The organism is Pseudomonas sp. R37(2017), from assembly GCF_002113375.1.
Lineage (GTDB): Bacteria > Pseudomonadota > Gammaproteobacteria > Pseudomonadales > Pseudomonadaceae > Aquipseudomonas.
The window spans coordinates 51,492-69,193 of record NZ_NEHO01000020.1 but is presented as its reverse complement, the minus strand read 5'-3'; the positions used below and the strand labels follow the sequence as shown (position 1 = coordinate 69,193).

Below are 17,702 nucleotides of genomic sequence, written 5' to 3'. Positions count from 1 at the left end.
ATCCAGATAAAACTTGAGGCTGGGAGCCTGCCATGCGCCAGCGGGAAACCCGCTGGCGCACGACAGACAACCAACCTCTAGCGCAATCGCTTGTTAGCGACGCAGACCCAGGCGAGCGATCAGAGCGCTGTAACGGCTCACGTCCTTGCCTTTCAGGTAGTCCAGCAGCTTACGACGCTGGTTAACCATGCGGATCAGACCACGACGGGAGTGGTGGTCTTTGCCGTTGGCCTTGAAGTGACCTTGCAGTTTGTTGATGTTGGCGGTCAGCAGTGCAACTTGCACTTCTGGCGAACCAGTGTCACCAACAGACTGCTGGTAGTCAGCAACGATTTGAGCTTTTTCTTGAACGTCGAGAGCCATGAGGCAATCCTTTTATCAGGAAACCGTTTCATAAAAACAGTTTCAACAGGCCAGGGACAAATCCCTGTATCTATAAATGAGCAGTGACCGTGCCTGTTGACAGCCACCCTCTCCAGCCCGCTGTTACACAGACTGGTTTCGGTCACTCTGACCGAATCAAGCGACGCGGCGCGATGCGCCCGTCTTCGCTCACTTCACCGATACCGATGAAGCGACCATTGTGATCCTGTACCCGCACCATGCCGAACTTCGGAGCATCCGGGGCACGTACCGGCTGGCCGTTGAGCCAGTAGAACGCGCTCGCTTCCGAGAACTGCAACAGCGGCCAATCCAGCAGACCGCTGTCCGATGGCATCAGGAAGCGATCGACCGCTTCGTTGCCGCCTTCGGCATGTACCGCCTCCAGCTCTTCCAGGGTAACCGTCTGCGCCAGGGTGAATGGCCCGGCCTGGGTACGTCGCAGTTCTGCAACGTAAGCGCCACAACCGAGTTGCTCACCGATATCCTCCACCAGGGTACGGATATAGGTGCCTTTGCTGCAATCCACCGCCAGCCGAACAGTATCACCCTCGAAGGCCAGCAATTCCAAGCGCGTAATAGTAACAGAACGCGGTTCACGCTCCACTACTTCGCCTGCACGCGCCAGCTTGTACAGCGGCTGGCCGTCACGCTTGAGCGCCGAGTACATCGGCGGTATCTGACTGATTTGTCCACGAAATTTCGGCAGCACAGCTTCGATATCGGTGCGACCAACGGTCACTGGACGCTCCTGCAAAACTTCACCTTCGGCATCCGCCGTGGTGGTGGTCTTGCCCAATTGCGCCAGGGTTTCATAACCCTTGTCGGAATCGAGCAGGTATTGCGAGAACTTTGTCGCCTCGCCGAAGCACAGCGGCAACACGCCGGAGGCCAAGGGATCGAGACTGCCGGTATGACCTGCCTTTTCGGCGTTCAGCAACCAGCGAACCTTCTGCAAGGCAGCATTGGAGGTGAACCCCAGAGGCTTGTCGAGAAGGATAATGCCGCTGACGTTACGACGGATACGTTTGACCTGAGCCACCGATTACTCCTTGGTGTCTTCGGCTTCTGCCGCAACCGGATGCTGATTGTCCTCAGCCACTGCGCGCTCGATCAGTGCCGACAGGTGCGCGCCACGCACGACGCTTTCGTCGTAGTGGAAGTGCAGCTGTGGAACGCTGCGCAATTTCATCTCGCGAGCCAGCTGCATGCGCAGGAAACCGGCGGCGGAGTTGAGTACCTTGATGCTTTGTGCGATTTCCTCGGCGCCATCCTGCCCCATCACGGTGATGAAGATCTTGGCGTGACCGACGTCACGGCTGACTTCCACTGCGGTAATGGTGACCAGGCCGACACGCGGGTCTTTTACTTCGCGACGGATCAGTTGTGCCAGCTCGCGCTGCATCTGATCGCCGATACGTTGGGTACGGCTATATTCTTTTGCCATGTCTTGTTACCTGTTACTGCCCCACGGTGAAACCCGCAAGGTCTGAAAGCGGCAAACGCCCGGCCTGACAAAAGCCAGACCGGGCGTTGCGTTTAGAGCCCTGGTGACGAGCTGCGCACTCGCATGCGACTACCCGTCACGGCCCCTGAAGTGCGCGAGTCAGAGGCTGCGAGCAACCTGCACCTTCTCGAAGACTTCGATTTTGTCACCGACCTTGACGTCGTTGTAGCTCTTCACGCCGATACCGCACTCCATGCCGGCACGCACTTCGGAAGCGTCATCCTTGAAGCGACGCAGGGATTCCAGCTCGCCTTCGAAGATAACGATGTCTTCACGCAGTACACGGATTGGACGGTTACGGTGAACAGTACCTTCGATCACCATGCAACCGGCGATCGCGCCAAACTTCGGCGAACGGAACACGTCACGCACTTCGGCGACGCCCAGGATGTTCTCGCGAACATCGCTGCCAAGCATGCCGGTCAGGGCTTTCTTGACGTCTTCGATGATGTCGTAGATCACGTTGTAGTAACGCATATCCAGACCTTCCTGCTCGACGATCTTGCGCGCGCCGGCATCGGCACGCACGTTGAAGCCGAACAGTACAGCATTGGAGGCCAGAGCCAGGTTGGCATCGGATTCGGTGATACCACCGACGCCGCCACCGACCACGCGCACTTGCACTTCGTCGTTACCCAGGCCGTTCAGAGCGCCTTGCAGAGCTTCCAACGAACCACGGACGTCGGATTTGAGGACGATGTTGAGCGTCTTCTTCTCTTCCTGGCCCATGCTTTCGAAGATGTTTTCCAGCTTGCCGGCGTGAGCACGAGCCAGTTTGACTTCGCGGAACTTGCCTTGACGGAACAGAGCCACTTCACGGGCTTTCTTCTCGTCGGCAACCACGCTCATCTCGTCGCCAGCGTCCGGCGTACCGTCCAGGCCGAGGATCTCGACAGGGATGGCCGGACCGGCTTCCTTGATTGGCTTGCCGTTCTCGTCGAGCATGGCGCGAACGCGGCCATAGTTCGAACCGACCAGGACCATGTCGCCCTGGCGCAGAGTACCGTCCTGAACCAGGACGGTAGCCACCGGGCCGCGGCCCTTGTCCAGACGGGACTCGACCACCACACCACGACCAGGAGCCGAAGGCGTTGCAGTCAGCTCCAGGACTTCGGCCTGCAGCAATACGGCTTCGAGCAGTTCGTCGACACCGGTACCCATCTTCGCGGAAACCGGTACGAATGGCGTGTCACCACCCCAATCTTCCGACGTCACGCCGTGTACCGACAGTTCGCTACGGATGCGATCGAGATCGGCGCCCGGCTTGTCGATCTTGTTCACTGCCACGACCAGCGGAACACCCGCGGCCTGGGCATGCTGAACAGCTTCGACGGTCTGCGGCATTACGCCGTCGTCGGCCGCAACCACCAGGATCACGATGTCGGTCGCCTTGGCACCACGGGCACGCATCGCGGTAAACGCGGCGTGACCAGGGGTGTCGAGGAACGTCACCATGCCACGGTCGGTTTCAACGTGGTACGCGCCGATGTGCTGGGTGATGCCGCCGGCTTCACCAGCTGCAACCTTGGCACGACGGATGTAGTCGAGCAGGGAAGTCTTGCCGTGGTCAACGTGGCCCATTACGGTCACGACTGGCGCACGGGAAACTGCCTCGCCTTCAAACTTCAGGGACTCGGCCAGGGAATCTTCCAGGGCGGTGTCGCTGACCAGGGTCACTTTGTGGCCCAGCTCTTCGGCAACCAACTGGGCAGTTTCCTGGTCCAGTACCTGGTTGATGGTCGCTGGAGTACCCAGTTTGAACATGAACTTGATGATTTCAGCGGCCTTCACCGACATCTGTTGAGCGAGGTCGCCAACAGTGATGGTTTCGCCGATCTTCACTTCACGCACGACAGGGCCGGTTGGGCTCTGGAAACCGTGGGCGTTGCGCTTCTTCAGCTTGGCCTTGCCGCGACCACCACGACGGAAGCCATCGCTCTCTTCGTCGGTAGTGCGTGGAGCGACACGTACCGCAGGCGCCTTTTCCTTGACCGAAGCACGATGCGGAGCGTTTTTGCGCTCGCCATCGCCGCCACCGCGACGATTGTTTTCGTCTGCACGTGGCTTGTCCGGACGACGCTGTTCGTCACGCTTGCGATTATCAGCAGCAGGGGCCGGAGCAGCAGCCACAACCGGGGCGCTTTCACGCACAGGCTCGACGACTGGAGCAGGCGCTGCAACTGGCTCGACCGGAGCAACAGGCGCTGCAACAGGCGCAGGCTGACGACGCGCTTCTTCTTCGGCGCGACGCTTGGCTTCTTCTTCAGCCTTCTGACGTGCAGCATTTTCTACTGCGCGACGTTCATCCAGTTCACGCTTGCGCTCAGCTTCGATTTCTTCCGGGCTGCGCTGTACGAAGACTTTCTTCTTGCGTACTTCAACACTGATGCTTTTGCTGCCAGCAACCCGCAGGGTGCTGGTGGTTTTACGCTGCAGCGTAATCTTGCGTGGCTCTTCCACTTTCGCCTTGTGGCTGCTTTTCAAGTGAGTCAGCAACGATTGCTTCTCACTGTCAGTCACACTTTCTTCGGCGGCGGTGTGCGGCAGACCTGCCTCACGCATCTGCTGCAACAGGCGCTCTACCGGTGTTTTGACCTCATCGGCCAGTTGTTTCACCGTGACTTGCGTCATGCACTTCTCTCCTCAGGCCGCGCCTAATTACTCGAACCAGTGGGCTCGGGCGGCCATGATCAACTTGCCGGCACGATCATCGTCAATGCCGTCGATGTCGAGCAGGTCGTCAATAGACTGCTCGGCCAGGTCTTCGCGGGTAATTACGCCGCGCACCGCCAGTTCCATCGCCAAATCCTTGTCCATACCCTCAAGCGAGAGCAGGTCTTCGGCCGGATGGGCGTCTGCCAGCTTTTCCTCAGTAGCGATGGCTTTGGTCAACAAGCGATCCTTGGCGCGAGCACGAAGCTCGTTGACGATTTCCTCGTCAAAGCCGTCGATGTTGAGCATTTCTTCCAACGGTACGTAGGCAATCTCTTCCAGGCTGGTGAAGCCTTCATCCACCAGCACCTGAGCCAGTTCTTCGTCGACTTCCAGCTCGTCGATGAAGTTGCGCAGGATGTCGCCGGTTTCTGCTTGCTGCTTGGCCTGGATGTCCGATTCGGTCATCACGTTCAGGGTCCAGCCAGTCAACTGGCTCGCCAGACGCACGTTCTGACCACCGCGACCGATGGCCTGAGCCAGATTGTCTGCGCCAACGGCGATGTCCATTGCGTGGGCATCTTCGTCAACGATAATTGCCGCAACCTCTGCCGGGGACATGGCGTTGATCACGAACTGAGCCGGGTTGTCGTCCCACAGAACGATGTCAACACGCTCACCGCCCAACTCACCCGACACTGCCTGGACGCGCGAACCGCGCATACCGATGCAAGCACCCTGCGGGTCGATGCGTTTGTCCTTGGAGCGGACGGCGATCTTGGCGCGGGATCCCGGATCACGGGACGCAGCCATCACTTCGATCAGGCCTTCGGCAATTTCCGGCACTTCGATGCGGAACAACTCGATCAGCATTTCCGGTGCGGTACGCGACAGGATCAACTGCGGGCCGCGGTTCTCGGTGCGGATTTCCTTGAGCAGCGCACGCAGACGCACGCCAACCCGGAAAGTTTCGCGAGAAATGATGTCTTCACGGGCCAGCAACGCTTCTGCGTTGTTGCCCAGATCAACGATCACGTTGTCGCGGGTAACTTTTTTCACGGTGCCGGAGATGATTTCACCCAGGCGCTCGCGATAAGCGTCCACAACCTGAGCGCGCTCGGCTTCGCGAACCTTCTGCACGATGACTTGCTTGGCAGTCTGTGCAGCGATTCGGCCGAATTCGATGGACTCGATCTTCTCTTCGACGACATCACCGACCTTGGCGCCAGGGTGCGTTTCAGCAACCTTGCTCGGCCAGGTTTCGATGGCTGGATCGTCCAGGTCATCTTCTTCGACGACCGTCCAGCGACGGAATGTCTCGTAGGAACCGGTGTGGCGATTGATTTCCACACGCAGATCAACTTCGTCTTCGAAACGCTTTTTGGTCGCAGTGGCCAGGGCCAGCTCAAGCGCTTCAAAAATAACGTTTGCCGGTACACCTTTTTCGTTGGATACCGACTCAACAACCAGCAGTACTTCTTTGCTCATCGTACGCCTCGCCTTTCGCAAGCCATTGGATCCGCGGGATCCGCAGTATCTGGCACGCCTCAGTCAAAACTGGGAATAATGTTGGCCTTGTCGATCATATCGATCGGCAACAGGAACTCATGGTCGTCTACCTGCACCACGACATCCTGCTCTTCTACGCCGCGCAGAAGGCCCTGAAAGTTGCGTCGTCCTTCAAAAGGCGAGCGCAGCTTGATCTTCACTTGTTCACCGGCAAATTTTGCAAACTGCTCAAGAGTGAACAGAGGGCGTTCCATGCCAGGCGAGGAAACTTCAAGGGTGTATTCAACGGAGATTGGATCTTCGACATCCAGTACACCGCTGATCTGACGGCTGACGATGGCACAATCGTCCACCAGCACGCCGCCCTCTTTATCGATATAAACGCGCAACATCGAGTGACGACCCTGGGCCGTAAACTCGATACCCCAGCATTCATAGCCCAGGGCCACGACCACCGGGGCCAGCAAGGCCTGCAACTCTTCTAGCTTGCTCGACACCTGAACCCCCTAGTGCATGTATGTGCATGCTCTGAAAATAAAAAAATGGGCGAAACGCCCATCCTTGAAACGCCGTCGAACAGCGGCGTTGAAAGTGTCCAGCTAACAAAAAGCCCCTTAAAAGGGGCTCCTTAAACTGGTTGCGGGGGCCGGATTTGAACCGACGACCTTCGGGTTATGAGCCCGACGAGCTACCAGACTGCTCCACCCCGCGACAAAGCTGGGGCGGAAGTATACGACCGATCCCCTACAGGGTCAATGTAACCTTCCACCTGCAAGAAAGCCCGCAACAGCGGGCTCTCCTGACTAATTGGTACCGAGAAGGGGACTCGAACCCCTACACCCTATGGGCACAACCACCTCAAGGTTGCGTGTCTACCAATTCCACCACCTCGGCAATACTACGTTTGAAACCCTTCTTACTTCTGCTCTTGAGCTGGAGGCACGTCAGTCGCTGGAGTAGCCGACTTTTGCTCTTGAAGCACCGGGACATCATCAGAAGCCGGTTGTTGCTTTGGAACTTCCAGTACCGCTGGATTTGGGAGACCTACCTGAGTCAGCTGGTGAGCCTTCTCTTTAGCAAAGTAACCTAACCCCAAGCTGGTCATGAAAAAACCTGCGGCAAGTATAGCAGTAAACTTACTAAGAAAGGTAGAGGAACCTTGGCTTCCGAACACAGTATTTGAAGCACCTGCTCCGAAAGACGCGCCAGCGTCCGCACCTTTACCCTGCTGCAGCAAAACCAGAGCTACTACGCCCAATGCACCCAGCAGATGAAAAACGACTACGACTGTTTCCAGCATTTTTTCAGTTTCCCGCGGCGCGACAAATCGCACCGAACTCATCTGCATTCAGGGAAGCCCCACCAATGAGGCCCCCATCGATATCCGGCATGCCGAACAGCTCGACCGCATTGGCCGCCTTCACGCTGCCGCCGTATAGAAGCCGCACACCTTGTGCGACCTCGGAATTCTCTGCTGCCAACTGAGCACGGATGGCTGCATGCACATCCTGCGCCTGTTGCGGCGTTGCAGTCAGCCCGGTACCAATGGCCCAGACCGGCTCGTAAGCGATCACAGCCTCGGCAAAGACACCGACACCCAGCTCCTCAATGATACTGCCAAGCTGACGCGAGACAACCTCAAGAGTTTTCCCGGCTTCACGCTGCTCAAGGGTCTCCCCAATGCACAACACCGGAATCAAGCCACATGCCTGTGCCGCTGCGAACTTGCGGATCAGCACTGCGTCCTGCTCGCCCATGATCTGGCGGCGTTCGGAGTGCCCGACAAGTACCAGGGAACAACCTGCATCCACCAACTGACTCGGAGCAACTTCACCGGTCAACGCACCTTGCCCGGACTCCACCGCAGAATTCTGCGCGCCGACCGAAATCGACTTTCCTTTCAGGCCATCAATCACTTGATTGATATGCAGGAAAGGCGGAAATACCGCGACATCAACACCGCTCGGCAAGGCCAAGTCACGAAGGCCGTCAATCAGCTCAGCGACGCTGGCGCGGGTACCGTGCATCTTCCAGTTACCAGCTACCATAGGGCGACGCATGCTGTACCTCGTCGGTCAAAGTGGGCGCAGATGTTACCCAACACAATCATGGCTGGCAAGCCGAATTCAGGCAGAAACTTCAGTAACCAGTTTTGCCAGCTCTTCGGCATAGCCGCGAACCAGGGTTTCGTCTTCGCCTTCGACCATGACACGCACCAGCGGTTCGGTTCCGGACTTGCGCAACAGCACACGCCCGCGACCAGCCATGGCCTTGGTCACACGCTCGCTGGCTTCCTTGACCGACGGATGTTCGAGAGGATTTGCGCCACCACCGAAACGTACGTTGATCAGCACCTGAGGGCACTTGCGCAGCGCCTGTCGGGATTGCGCCAGACCTTCATCACGCGTGCGCAGCGCCATCAGCACCTGCAGCGCCGCAATGATTGCATCACCTGTGGTGGTGTGACTGAAGCACACGATGTGCCCGGAGTTTTCACCACCCACGATCCAGTTACGCTCCAACAGCTCGGCAATGACATAGCGGTCACCGACATTGGCTCGCACGAATGGAACACCCAGATCAGCCAGGGCCAGTTCCAGCCCCAGGTTGCTCATCAGGGTTCCGACCACGCCGCCCTGCAGCATGCCGCGCTCATGCAGATCGCGGGCAATGATGAACAACAATTCGTCGCCATCCACCACCGCCCCCGTGTGATCGACCATCTGAACGCGATCACCGTCGCCATCGAAGGCGATACCCAGATCGGCATGCTCGGCCACGACAGCAGCCTGCAACTGCCCCATATGGGTCGAACCGCAATTGTCGTTGATGTTCAGACCATTGGGCTGCGCCGACAGCACGACGACTTCAGCACCCAACTCACGGAACACGCTCGGCGCCACTTTGTAAGTCGCACCGTGAGCGCAGTCGATGACGATTTTCAGTCCCGAGAAACTGGTGCCGGTCGGCACGCTGCTCTTGCAGAATTCGATATAACGCCCCGACGCGTCGTTGATTCGCGACACCTTGCCGATCTTGCTCGACTCAACCACAGTCATCGGGGTGTCGAGCAGCTCTTCGATCATCAACTCGACTTCATCGGGAAGCTTGGTGCCCTTGCCGGAGAAAAACTTGATGCCATTGTCATCATGCGGATTGTGCGAGGCACTGATAACAATGCCCGCTTCGGCATGAAAGGTACGGGTCAGGTAGGCAATCGCCGGGGTCGGCATCGGACCAAGGAGCATTACGTCGGCACCCGCCGAGGTCAGCCCCGCTTCAAGCGCAGACTCGAACATGTAGCCGGAGATCCGGGTGTCCTTGCCTACCAATACCTTGCAGGCGCCCATCTTGCGGAACGCCATGCCCGCAGCCCAGCCGAGCTTGAGCATGAAATCAGGAGTAATCGGGTATTCACCGACACGCCCACGAATACCATCGGTGCCAAAATATTTTTTGCTCATAAGTGCTCCATCATTCTTATTCGGCTGATTCCACTGCGGCGATCATCCGCACCACATCCACTGTTTCGGCTACATCATGGACGCGCAATATACGCGCACCCTTCGCCGAAGCCAGCGCCGCGAGCGCCAAACCACCATACAGCCGGTCTTCCACCGGACGATTCAATGCCTGACCAATCATGCTCTTTCGCGAAACCCCGACCAACAGGGGGCGCCCCAAGGCATGCAGGGCTTCCATATGCTTGAACAAGCTCAGGTTGTGCTGCAAGGTTTTAGCGAAACCAAAGCCGGGATCAAGAATGATCCGCTCAGCCGCAATTCCCGCCAACGAACACTGATGCATGCGCCCGGCAAGAAACTCAGCGACCTCACCTGTAACGTCCTGGTACTGCGGATTGTCCTGCATATCGCCGGGCTCTCCCAGCATATGCATCAGGCAAACCGGCAAGCCAGTGGCAGCCGCGGCATCCAGGGCGCCATCGCGACGCAACGAACGCACGTCATTGATCAACCCGGCACCCAGGCGCGCAGCTTCACGCATGACCGCCGGCGTGGAGGTGTCGACCGAGATAATGACATCCAGCTCGCGGGCAATGCGCTCGACGATGGGCGCCACGCGCTCCAGCTCTTCCAGAGGCGACACCGCCCTGGCACCAGGCCGGGTGGATTCGCCACCGACATCGATCAGCGTCGCACCGGCGACCACCATGGCCTCGGCGTGGCGCATGGCCGCGTCGAGCTGGCTGTATTGGCCACCATCGGAAAAAGAGTCGGGAGTGACATTGAGAATACCCATGACATGCGTCTGGGCCAAATCAAGAACCCGGTTGCCGCAAGGCAACCGGGTCGAGGACTGAACAGAAGTCATTTCAAACCTTATACGTCAGCAGCAGGACCGCCGATCGGTGTTTCCGGACGCTCGTCCCGCACCACTGGAGGCGTGCCGGATGTACCGGTGCCGCCCGACCAATCGCGTGGTTCGCGAGGCGTACGACCAGCCATGATGTCGTCGATCTGCTCGGCATCGATCGTTTCGTACTTCATCAAGGCATCAGCCATCGCGTCGAGCTTTTCACGGTTGTCCGTGAGAATCTGCTTCGCCGTGCCATAGCACTGATCGATGATGCTGCGCACCTCGGAGTCGATCAGCTTGGCCGTCTCACCGGAGAAGCTCGCATTCTGACCGCCACCACCGCGACCGAGGAACACTTCACCCTCTTCTTCGGCGTACATCAACGGGCCGAGCTTTTCCGAAAGGCCCCACTTGGTCACCATGTTCCGCGCAATCTGGCTGGCGCGCATGATGTCGTTGGAAGCACCGGTGGTCACGCCATCGAAGCCCAGGGTCATTTCTTCAGCGATACGACCGCCGTACAGCGAGCAGATCTGACTGATCAATGCACGCTTGGACAGGCTGTAACGGTCTTCTTCCGGCAAGAACATGGTCACACCCAGCGCACGACCGCGCGGGATGATCGACACCTTGTACACCGGATCATGCTCAGGCACGACACGCCCCACGATGGCGTGGCCCGCTTCGTGGTAAGCCGTGTTCTGCTTTTCTTTCTCGGACATGACCATGGATTTGCGCTCGGCGCCCATCATGATCTTGTCTTTGGCCAGTTCGAATTCTTTCATCTCGACGATGCGCTTGCCGGCGCGGGCAGCGAACAAGGATGCCTCGTTGACCAGGTTGGCCAGGTCGGCACCGGAGAAGCCCGGAGTACCACGCGCGATCACGGCCGGAGCCACGTCGTCGCCCATCGGCACTTTGCGCATATGAACCTTGAGGATCTGCTCGCGACCGCGGATGTCCGGCAGACCTACAACAACCTGGCGGTCGAACCGGCCCGGACGCAGCAGCGCGGGGTCCAGCACATCAGGACGGTTAGTCGCGGCAATCACGATGATGCCATCATTCATTTCGAAGCCGTCCATCTCCACCAGCAACTGGTTGAGAGTCTGCTCGCGCTCGTCGTGACCACCACCCATACCGGCCCCACGGTGACGACCGACCGCATCGATTTCGTCGATGAAGATGATGCATGGAGCGTGTTTCTTGGCCTGCTCGAACATGTCGCGAACACGGCTGGCACCCACACCGACGAACATTTCGACGAAGTCGGAACCGGAAATGGTGAAGAACGGCACTTTGGCTTCGCCGGCAATGGCCTTGGCCAGCAAGGTTTTACCGGTACCCGGAGGGCCAACCATCAGCACGCCGCGAGGAATGCGGCCACCCAGGCGCTGGAATTTGCCTGGATCGCGCAGGAATTCGACCAACTCACCGACTTCTTCCTTGGCTTCGTCGCAGCCGGCAACGTCAGACAGAGTAGTTTTCACCTGGTCTTCGGAAAGCAGGCGCGCCTTGCTTTTACCAAAGCTCATCGGCCCACCCTTGCCACCTCCACCGCCCTGCATCTGCCGCATGAAAAACATGAACACGGCGATGATCACGAGGATCGGGAAGCTGGCGACCAGAAGTTGAGTCCAGATGCTTTGCTGTTCAGGCTGCTTGCCTTCGACCACGACGTGGTTATCCACCAGGTCGCCGATCAGGCCGTTGTCCTGGATCGCCGGGCGAATGGTCTTGAAGCTGTCACCATCGTTGCGCTTGCCGGTAATCACGTAGCCATCAACCGCCACGCGCTCGACCTTGCCATCCTTGACCTGCTGGATGAAGTCGGAATAGTTGAGGGTCTGCGGCTCGTTAGGGCTGGAGAAGTTGTTCATCACCGTCACCAGGACAGCTGCGATGATCAACCACAGGATCAAATTCTTTGCCATATCGTTCAATTAACTACCCTCTGAAGCAAGCTCCGCTACTGGCGCGCGCGTCGCATGATATTCACCGGCCTAACTTACTACATTACCTACAACTTGGCAGGCGCCGTCTGTAACCCTTTGTGAAACACTTCCTACACAATATTCGCTAATTCTGACAAGGCGTAATACAAAAATCCTATCATCCCGATCGAAAATTCTCTCAACATTCACTGCGCCCGCGGAAACCGCGACCCAGCAGGTACTGCTCGCGAGAACGGTCGCGCGACGAGGTCGGCTTGCGCATCTGCACCTTCTCGAACTGCTGGCGAACGCTCTTGTGGAACTCGTCGAAGCCTTCGCCCTGAAAAATCTTGATCAGAAAATCACCCCCGGGCTTCAGCACCCGAGTGGAAAGATCCAGTGCCAATTCGCACAGGAACATCGCACGCGGCATGTCTACGGCCGGTAATCCACTCATATTGGGGGCCATATCGGAAATCACAAGGTCTACTTCCCGATTTCCGACGGCCTCGAGGATCTGAGCCAACACCGCGTCCTCGGTAAAGTCACCCTGAATGAAGGTCACGTCCGGGATACTGTCCATTTCCAGAATGTCAGAAGCGATCAGAGTCCCCTGCCCGCCAATCAGACGACTGGTCACCTGGGACCACCCACCGGGAGCCGCGCCAAGGTCGATTACGCTCATGCCCGGACGGATCAGGCGATCCTTTTCCTGGATCTCCAGCAGTTTGTAGCTGGCGCGGGAACGGTACCCGTCTTTTTGTGCCATTTTGACGAATGGGTCGTTGAAATGTTCTTTGAGCCAATTGAGGCTTGTCTTGGAACGGGCCACGGGATACCTCGGAAATAAAACGGGTCGTGATTAACTGGGCGGTCCCGGACTCGCTCGGGTAAACTGGCCGCCGCTTTTTACAAGATCAGACGCAGGGGTCAGATTATGCCGCTCACTCAAGAGCAGAAGAAACAGTACAAATCCATTGGCCACCATCTGAAACCAGTTTTGATTGTGGCAGACAATGGTTTGACTGAAGGTGTGTTAGCCGAACTCGAACGCGCTTTGGCGGATCACGAGCTGATCAAGATCAAGCTCAACATCCTCGATCGCGAGTCGCGCCTGGCGTCCATTGCAGAGCTCTGCAAGGTCGGCAAAGCGGACCTGGTTCAGGTCATCGGCAAGATGGCACTGATCTATCGCAAGAACTTCAGCGTCAACAAGCAGCTGTCGAACGTCCATCGCTTCAAGTGATGGCAAGGGTCAAGGGTGTGCCTCGCGCACCCTGCCACTCCACCCCGGCACCGACTGCAACACCAGCACCAACCCAGAAAAGCCCAGGACAAGATAGCTGAACGCCTGCCAGCGCACCGCATCCGGCCAGCCGAAACGCACCGCGAAGTACATCGCGCACGCGCACAGCGCCATCAACAGCAGTTGTCCGCGAATGTCTCGCCATAGACTGCCAAGGCCCTCGGCCTTAACCAGCACCAAAGCCTGAAAAATCACACACGCCATGGCGAACCCCGCCATCAACGTGTTGAGTGCGCCTGCGATTTCGTCGATCAGTAGCGGCGCCAGGCCAATTCGCCCCAGCACCGGCAACAGACCAATTTGCAACAGCCACAAGCCGCCGACCCACAACATCTGGGCCAGCTGCCAAAGCATGGCGCCCGCACGAAGCGGGCGCTGGCCTTCAGATGTGGCGAACTTCGACAATCTCGTACTCGATCACGCCACTTGGCGTTTTCACCGCAACCACATCACCCTCTTCCTTGGCAATCAAGGCGCGGGCGATTGGCGAGCCGACGGAGATTTTGCCGAGTTTGATGTCCGCTTCGTCCTCACCAACGATCTGGTAAGTCACGCTTTCATCCGTTTCGACGTTGGCGATTTCGACGGTTGTGCCGAAGATCACCTTGCCGGAGTGAGGAATGGTCGTGACATCGATAACCACAGCGTTCTGCATGCGGCCTTCGATATCACGGATCCGCGCTTCGACCATGCCCTGCTCTTCGCGAGCGGCATGGTATTCAGCGTTTTCCTTGAGGTCACCCAGCTCTCGCGCCTCGCCGATAGCCTGGCTCAAGCGTGGACGCTCGACCTTGCTGAGGTACGTCAACTCTTCTTCCAGGGCGCGAGCGCCCTGAACGGTCATTGGGTACTTGGTTATGCTCATGCCTTCAATCCTGCGTGTAGATCCTGCAAGCGGCGCACGGTCTTCTCGGGACCGAACTTCAGCGCTTCGCAGATCGCTTCGCCAGCAGCAATGGTGGTAGTGCAGTAGATCTTGTGCTGCAGGGCATTGCGACGAATGGAATAGGAGTCAGCGATCGACTGACGACCTTCAGTGGTGTTGATGATCAAGGTGACTTCGTCATTCTTGATCATGTCGACCACGTGAGGACGCCCCTCGGTCACCTTGTTAACGCGGCGCACTTTCAGGCCTGCAGCTTCGATCAGCTTGGCAGTACCGGCAGTCGCAACCACTTCAAAGCCCAAGTTGATCAGATCACGGGCCACGCCTGCAACCAACGGTTTGTCGTCGTCACGTACGCTGATGAACGCAGTACCACCGGTCGGCAGCACTTCACTGGCGCCCATTTGCGCCTTGGCGAACGCTTCACCGAAGGTGTCGCCCACGCCCATCACTTCACCGGTCGACTTCATCTCCGGGCCGAGGATCGGGTCAACGCCAGGGAATTTGGCGAACGGGAACACCGCCTCTTTCACGCTGTAGAAGTTCGGGATGATTTCCTTGGTGAAACCCAGCTCTTTCAGGGTTTTACCAGCCATCACGCGCGCCGCGATCATCGCCAGGGAAACACCGATGCACTTGGACACGAACGGCACGGTACGGGAAGCACGCGGGTTGACTTCGATGACGTAGATGTCTTCGCCTTGCAGCGCCAGCTGAACGTTCATCAAGCCGACAACACCCAGCTCCAGGGCCATTTTCTTGACCTGTTCGCGCATCTCGTCCTGGATGTGCGCAGGCAGCGAGTACGGTGGCAGCGAACATGCGGAATCACCGGAGTGAACACCAGCCTGCTCGATGTGCTGCATGATCGCGCCGATCACCACATCCTTGCCGTCGCTGACCGCATCCACGTCCATTTCGATGGCGCAGTTGAGGAAGTGGTCCAGCAGTACCGGGCTGTCGTTGGACACTTGCACCGCTTCACGCAGGTAACGCTTGAGCTCTTCTTCCTTGTAGACGATTTCCATCGCCCGGCCGCCCAGCACGTAGGACGGACGCACCACCAGCGGATAGCCGATCTTCGCGGCTGCACGTACAGCTTCGTCTTCGCTGCGCACGGTGGCGTTTGGCGGCTGACGCAGGTTCAGGCGCTCAACCATTTGCTGGAAGCGCTCACGGTCTTCGGCACGGTCGATGGCGTCAGGGCTGGTACCGATGATCGGCACGCCAGCGGCCTCGAGGGCACGGGCCAGTTTCAGCGGAGTCTGGCCGCCATACTGGACGATCACGCCTTTTGGCTTCTCGACGCGGACGATTTCCAGCACGTCTTCCAGGGTTACCGGCTCGAAGTACAGACGATCGGAGGTGTCGTAGTCGGTAGAAACGGTTTCCGGGTTGCAGTTGACCATGATGGTCTCGTAACCGTCGTCACGCAGCGCCAGTGCCGCGTGCACGCAGCAATAGTCGAACTCGATACCCTGACCGATACGGTTCGGGCCACCACCCAGGATAATGATCTTGTCGCGACCGGACGGCGCCGCCTCGCACTCTTCCTCGTAGGTCGAGTACAGGTAGGCGGTGTCGGTGGCGAACTCGGCAGCGCAGGTGTCGACGCGCTTGTAGACCGGGAACACTTCGAGCTTCTGGCGGTGAGTGCGCAGGTTCTTCTCGGTAACGCCCAGCAGCTTGGCCAGACGCTGGTCGGAGAAGCCTTTACGCTTGAGGCGGAACATCAGATCGCGGTCGATGGCGGACAGACCCAGAGTCTTGACCTTCTCTTCTTCCTTGATCAGGTCTTCGATCTGCACCAGGAACCATGGATCGATCATGTTCATGCCGAAGATGTCTTCGACGCTCAGGCCGGCACGGAAGGCGTCAGCCACGTACCAGATACGCTCGGCGCCCGGCACGGTCAGTTCGCGCTTGAGCACGCTCATGCTTTCCGGATTGCTCAGGTCCAGCTTTTCGTCCAGACCGCAAACGCCCACTTCCAGACCGCGCAGGGCTTTCTGCAGGGACTCCTGGAAGGTACGACCGATAGCCATGACTTCACCAACCGACTTCATTTGAGTGGTCAGGCGCGCGTCAGCCTTGGCGAATTTCTCGAAAGCGAAGCGTGGCAGCTTGGTGACGACGTAGTCGATGGATGGTTCGAAGGACGCCGGGGTCTTGCCGCCGGTGATGTCGTTCGACAGTTCGTCCAGGGTATAACCAACGGCCAGCTTGGCCGCGACCTTGGCAATCGGGAAGCCGGTGGCTTTCGAAGCCAGTGCCGAGGAACGGGATACACGCGGGTTCATCTCGATCACGACCATGCGGCCGGTTTCCGGGCTGATACCGAACTGAACGTTGGAACCACCGGTTTCCACGCCGATCTCGCGCAATACCGCCAGGGAGGCGTTGCGCATGATCTGATATTCCTTGTCGGTCAGGGTCTGCGCCGGCGCCACGGTGATCGAGTCACCGGTGTGCACGCCCATCGGGTCGAAGTTTTCGATGGAGCAGACGATGATGCAGTTGTCCTTCTTATCGCGGACAACCTCCATCTCGTACTCTTTCCAGCCGATCAGGGATTCGTCGATCAGCAGCTCTTTGGTCGGCGACAGGTCCAGACCGCGAGCACAGATTTCTTCGAATTCTTCACGGTTGTAAGCGATACCGCCACCGGTACCACCCATGGTGAACGAAGGACGGATGATGCACGGGAAGCCCAGCTTCTCGAGGACGGCATTGGCCTCTTCCATGCTGTGAGCGATGCCGGAGCGCGGGCATTCCAGGCCGATAGCCTTCATGGCCTTGTCGAAACGCGAACGGTCTTCAGCCTTGTCGATGGTATCGGCGTTGGCGCCGATCATTTCCACGCCGAACTTCTCCAGAACGCCTTCGCGCTCCAGGTCCAGGGCGCAGTTCAGAGCGGTCTGGCCGCCCATGGTCGGCAGCAGCGCGTCTGGGCGCTCTTTCTCGATGATCTTGGCAACGGTCTGCCACTTGATCGGCTCGATGTAGGTAGCGTCGGCCATGGCCGGATCGGTCATGATGGTGGCCGGGTTGGAGTTCACCAGGATGACGCGGTAGCCCTCTTCGCGCAGGGCCTTGCAGGCCTGGGCGCCGGAGTAATCGAATTCGCAGGCCTGGCCGATTACGATCGGGCCAGCGCCGAGAATAAGGATGCTTTTAATGTCTGTACGTTTTGGCATGGGTTGTCACTCA

Annotated in this window: 16 protein-coding genes and 2 tRNA genes; 1 reads left to right on the top strand and 17 read right to left on the bottom strand. The window is 58.3% G+C overall.

The annotated features are described in order from the left end of the window. Nucleotides 1-93: 93 nt before the first annotated feature. The 14 genes from rpsO to rlmE form a co-directional block, all read right to left on the bottom strand. Nucleotides 94-363: a 30S ribosomal protein S15 gene (rpsO, locus tag CAG47_RS24265; RefSeq protein WP_085728116.1), complete on the bottom strand. Its 270-nt coding sequence runs from the start codon at nt 361-363 to the stop codon at nt 94-96. Between the two features lie 142 nt (nt 364-505). Further along, nucleotides 506-1,423: a tRNA pseudouridine(55) synthase TruB gene (gene truB, locus CAG47_RS24260; protein WP_085728114.1), complete on the bottom strand. Its 918-nt coding sequence runs from the start codon at nt 1,421-1,423 to the stop codon at nt 506-508. 3 nt (nt 1,424-1,426) lie between these two features. After that, entirely contained in the window at nt 1,427-1,828 is a 402-nt protein-coding gene (gene rbfA / locus CAG47_RS24255) for a 30S ribosome-binding factor RbfA (protein ID WP_085728111.1), read from the bottom strand. Nucleotides 1,829-1,987: 159 nt separating this feature from the next. Then, a complete protein-coding gene (infB, locus tag CAG47_RS24250) occupies nt 1,988-4,519 on the bottom strand; it encodes a translation initiation factor IF-2 (protein WP_085728109.1) in 2,532 nt (843 codons plus the stop codon). A 27-nt stretch (nt 4,520-4,546) separates the two neighbouring features. Then, nucleotides 4,547-6,028: a transcription termination factor NusA gene (gene nusA, locus CAG47_RS24245; protein ID WP_085728107.1), complete on the bottom strand. Its 1,482-nt coding sequence runs from the start codon at nt 6,026-6,028 to the stop codon at nt 4,547-4,549. A gap of 59 nt (nt 6,029-6,087) precedes the next feature. After that, complete coding sequence (gene rimP, locus CAG47_RS24240) at nt 6,088-6,546, bottom strand: ribosome maturation factor RimP (RefSeq protein ID WP_085728105.1); 459 nt, start codon at nt 6,544-6,546, stop codon at nt 6,088-6,090. A gap of 137 nt (nt 6,547-6,683) precedes the next feature. Further along, a tRNA-Met gene (locus CAG47_RS24235) sits at nt 6,684-6,760 on the bottom strand. Between the two features lie 97 nt (nt 6,761-6,857). After that, nucleotides 6,858-6,943, bottom strand: a tRNA-Leu gene (locus CAG47_RS24230). 22 nt (nt 6,944-6,965) lie between these two features. After that, nucleotides 6,966-7,349, bottom strand: coding sequence for a preprotein translocase subunit SecG (gene secG, locus CAG47_RS24225; RefSeq protein WP_033063466.1), 384 nt, complete (start codon nt 7,347-7,349; stop codon nt 6,966-6,968). Between the two features lie 4 nt (nt 7,350-7,353). After that, a complete protein-coding gene (gene tpiA / locus CAG47_RS24220) occupies nt 7,354-8,109 on the bottom strand; it encodes a triose-phosphate isomerase (RefSeq protein WP_085728103.1) in 756 nt (251 codons plus the stop codon). Between the two features lie 66 nt (nt 8,110-8,175). Then, nucleotides 8,176-9,513 (bottom strand): phosphoglucosamine mutase, encoded by a 1,338-nt coding sequence (gene glmM / locus CAG47_RS24215; RefSeq protein ID WP_085728100.1) that lies wholly within the window; start codon nt 9,511-9,513, stop codon nt 8,176-8,178. A gap of 16 nt (nt 9,514-9,529) precedes the next feature. Continuing rightward, nucleotides 9,530-10,381, bottom strand: a complete 852-nt coding sequence (gene folP / locus CAG47_RS24210) for a dihydropteroate synthase (protein WP_085728098.1) — start codon at nt 10,379-10,381, stop codon at nt 9,530-9,532. An 8-nt stretch (nt 10,382-10,389) separates the two neighbouring features. Further along, nucleotides 10,390-12,300: an ATP-dependent zinc metalloprotease FtsH gene (gene ftsH, locus CAG47_RS24205; protein ID WP_085728096.1), complete on the bottom strand. Its 1,911-nt coding sequence runs from the start codon at nt 12,298-12,300 to the stop codon at nt 10,390-10,392. A gap of 199 nt (nt 12,301-12,499) precedes the next feature. Further along, complete coding sequence (rlmE, locus tag CAG47_RS24200; RefSeq protein ID WP_085728094.1) at nt 12,500-13,132, bottom strand: 23S rRNA (uridine(2552)-2'-O)-methyltransferase RlmE; 633 nt, start codon at nt 13,130-13,132, stop codon at nt 12,500-12,502. A 105-nt stretch (nt 13,133-13,237) separates the two neighbouring features. On the opposite strand from rlmE, the gene CAG47_RS24195 reads away from it, so the two are divergent. Beyond that, a complete protein-coding gene (locus CAG47_RS24195) occupies nt 13,238-13,546 on the top strand; it encodes a YhbY family RNA-binding protein (protein WP_007942889.1) in 309 nt (102 codons plus the stop codon). 9 nt (nt 13,547-13,555) lie between these two features. On the opposite strand, the gene CAG47_RS24190 is transcribed toward CAG47_RS24195, so the two are convergent. Genes CAG47_RS24190 through carB form a run of 3 tightly spaced genes read right to left on the bottom strand, consistent with a single transcriptional unit; the run spans nt 13,556 to nt 17,689 of the window. Continuing rightward, complete coding sequence (locus CAG47_RS24190) at nt 13,556-13,960, bottom strand: MFS transporter (RefSeq protein ID WP_085728171.1); 405 nt, start codon at nt 13,958-13,960, stop codon at nt 13,556-13,558. A 28-nt stretch (nt 13,961-13,988) separates the two neighbouring features. Next, nucleotides 13,989-14,465, bottom strand: coding sequence for a transcription elongation factor GreA (gene greA / locus CAG47_RS24185; RefSeq protein WP_085728169.1), 477 nt, complete (start codon nt 14,463-14,465; stop codon nt 13,989-13,991). Between the two features lie 2 nt (nt 14,466-14,467). Then, nucleotides 14,468-17,689 carry a carbamoyl-phosphate synthase large subunit gene (gene carB, locus CAG47_RS24180; RefSeq protein ID WP_085728092.1) on the bottom strand — a complete coding sequence of 1,074 codons (3,222 nt, stop codon included), beginning with the start codon at nt 17,687-17,689 and terminating at the stop codon, nt 14,468-14,470. Nucleotides 17,690-17,702 lie beyond the last annotated feature (13 nt).

What these genes read in the sequence shown, in the direction of transcription:
- rpsO (WP_085728116.1), bottom strand. Translation starts at nt 363, where the DNA reads ATGGCTCTCGACGTTCAAGAAAAAGCTCAAATCGTTGCTGACTACCAG.
- rbfA (WP_085728111.1), bottom strand. Translation starts at nt 1,828, where the DNA reads ATGGCAAAAGAATATAGCCGTACCCAACGTATCGGCGATCAGATGCAG.
- infB (WP_085728109.1), bottom strand. Translation starts at nt 4,519, where the DNA reads ATGACGCAAGTCACGGTGAAACAACTGGCCGATGAGGTCAAAACACCG.
- nusA (WP_085728107.1), bottom strand. Translation starts at nt 6,028, where the DNA reads ATGAGCAAAGAAGTACTGCTGGTTGTTGAGTCGGTATCCAACGAAAAA.
- secG (WP_033063466.1), bottom strand. Translation starts at nt 7,349, where the DNA reads ATGCTGGAAACAGTCGTAGTCGTTTTTCATCTGCTGGGTGCATTGGGC.
- tpiA (WP_085728103.1), bottom strand. Translation starts at nt 8,109, where the DNA reads ATGCGTCGCCCTATGGTAGCTGGTAACTGGAAGATGCACGGTACCCGC.
- glmM (WP_085728100.1), bottom strand. Translation starts at nt 9,513, where the DNA reads ATGAGCAAAAAATATTTTGGCACCGATGGTATTCGTGGGCGTGTCGGT.
- folP (WP_085728098.1), bottom strand. Translation starts at nt 10,381, where the DNA reads ATGACTTCTGTTCAGTCCTCGACCCGGTTGCCTTGCGGCAACCGGGTT.
- ftsH (WP_085728096.1), bottom strand. Translation starts at nt 12,300, where the DNA reads ATGGCAAAGAATTTGATCCTGTGGTTGATCATCGCAGCTGTCCTGGTG.
- CAG47_RS24195 (WP_007942889.1), top strand. Translation starts at nt 13,238, where the DNA reads ATGCCGCTCACTCAAGAGCAGAAGAAACAGTACAAATCCATTGGCCAC.
- CAG47_RS24190 (WP_085728171.1), bottom strand. Translation starts at nt 13,960, where the DNA reads ATGCTTTGGCAGCTGGCCCAGATGTTGTGGGTCGGCGGCTTGTGGCTG.
- carB (WP_085728092.1), bottom strand. Translation starts at nt 17,689, where the DNA reads ATGCCAAAACGTACAGACATTAAAAGCATCCTTATTCTCGGCGCTGGC.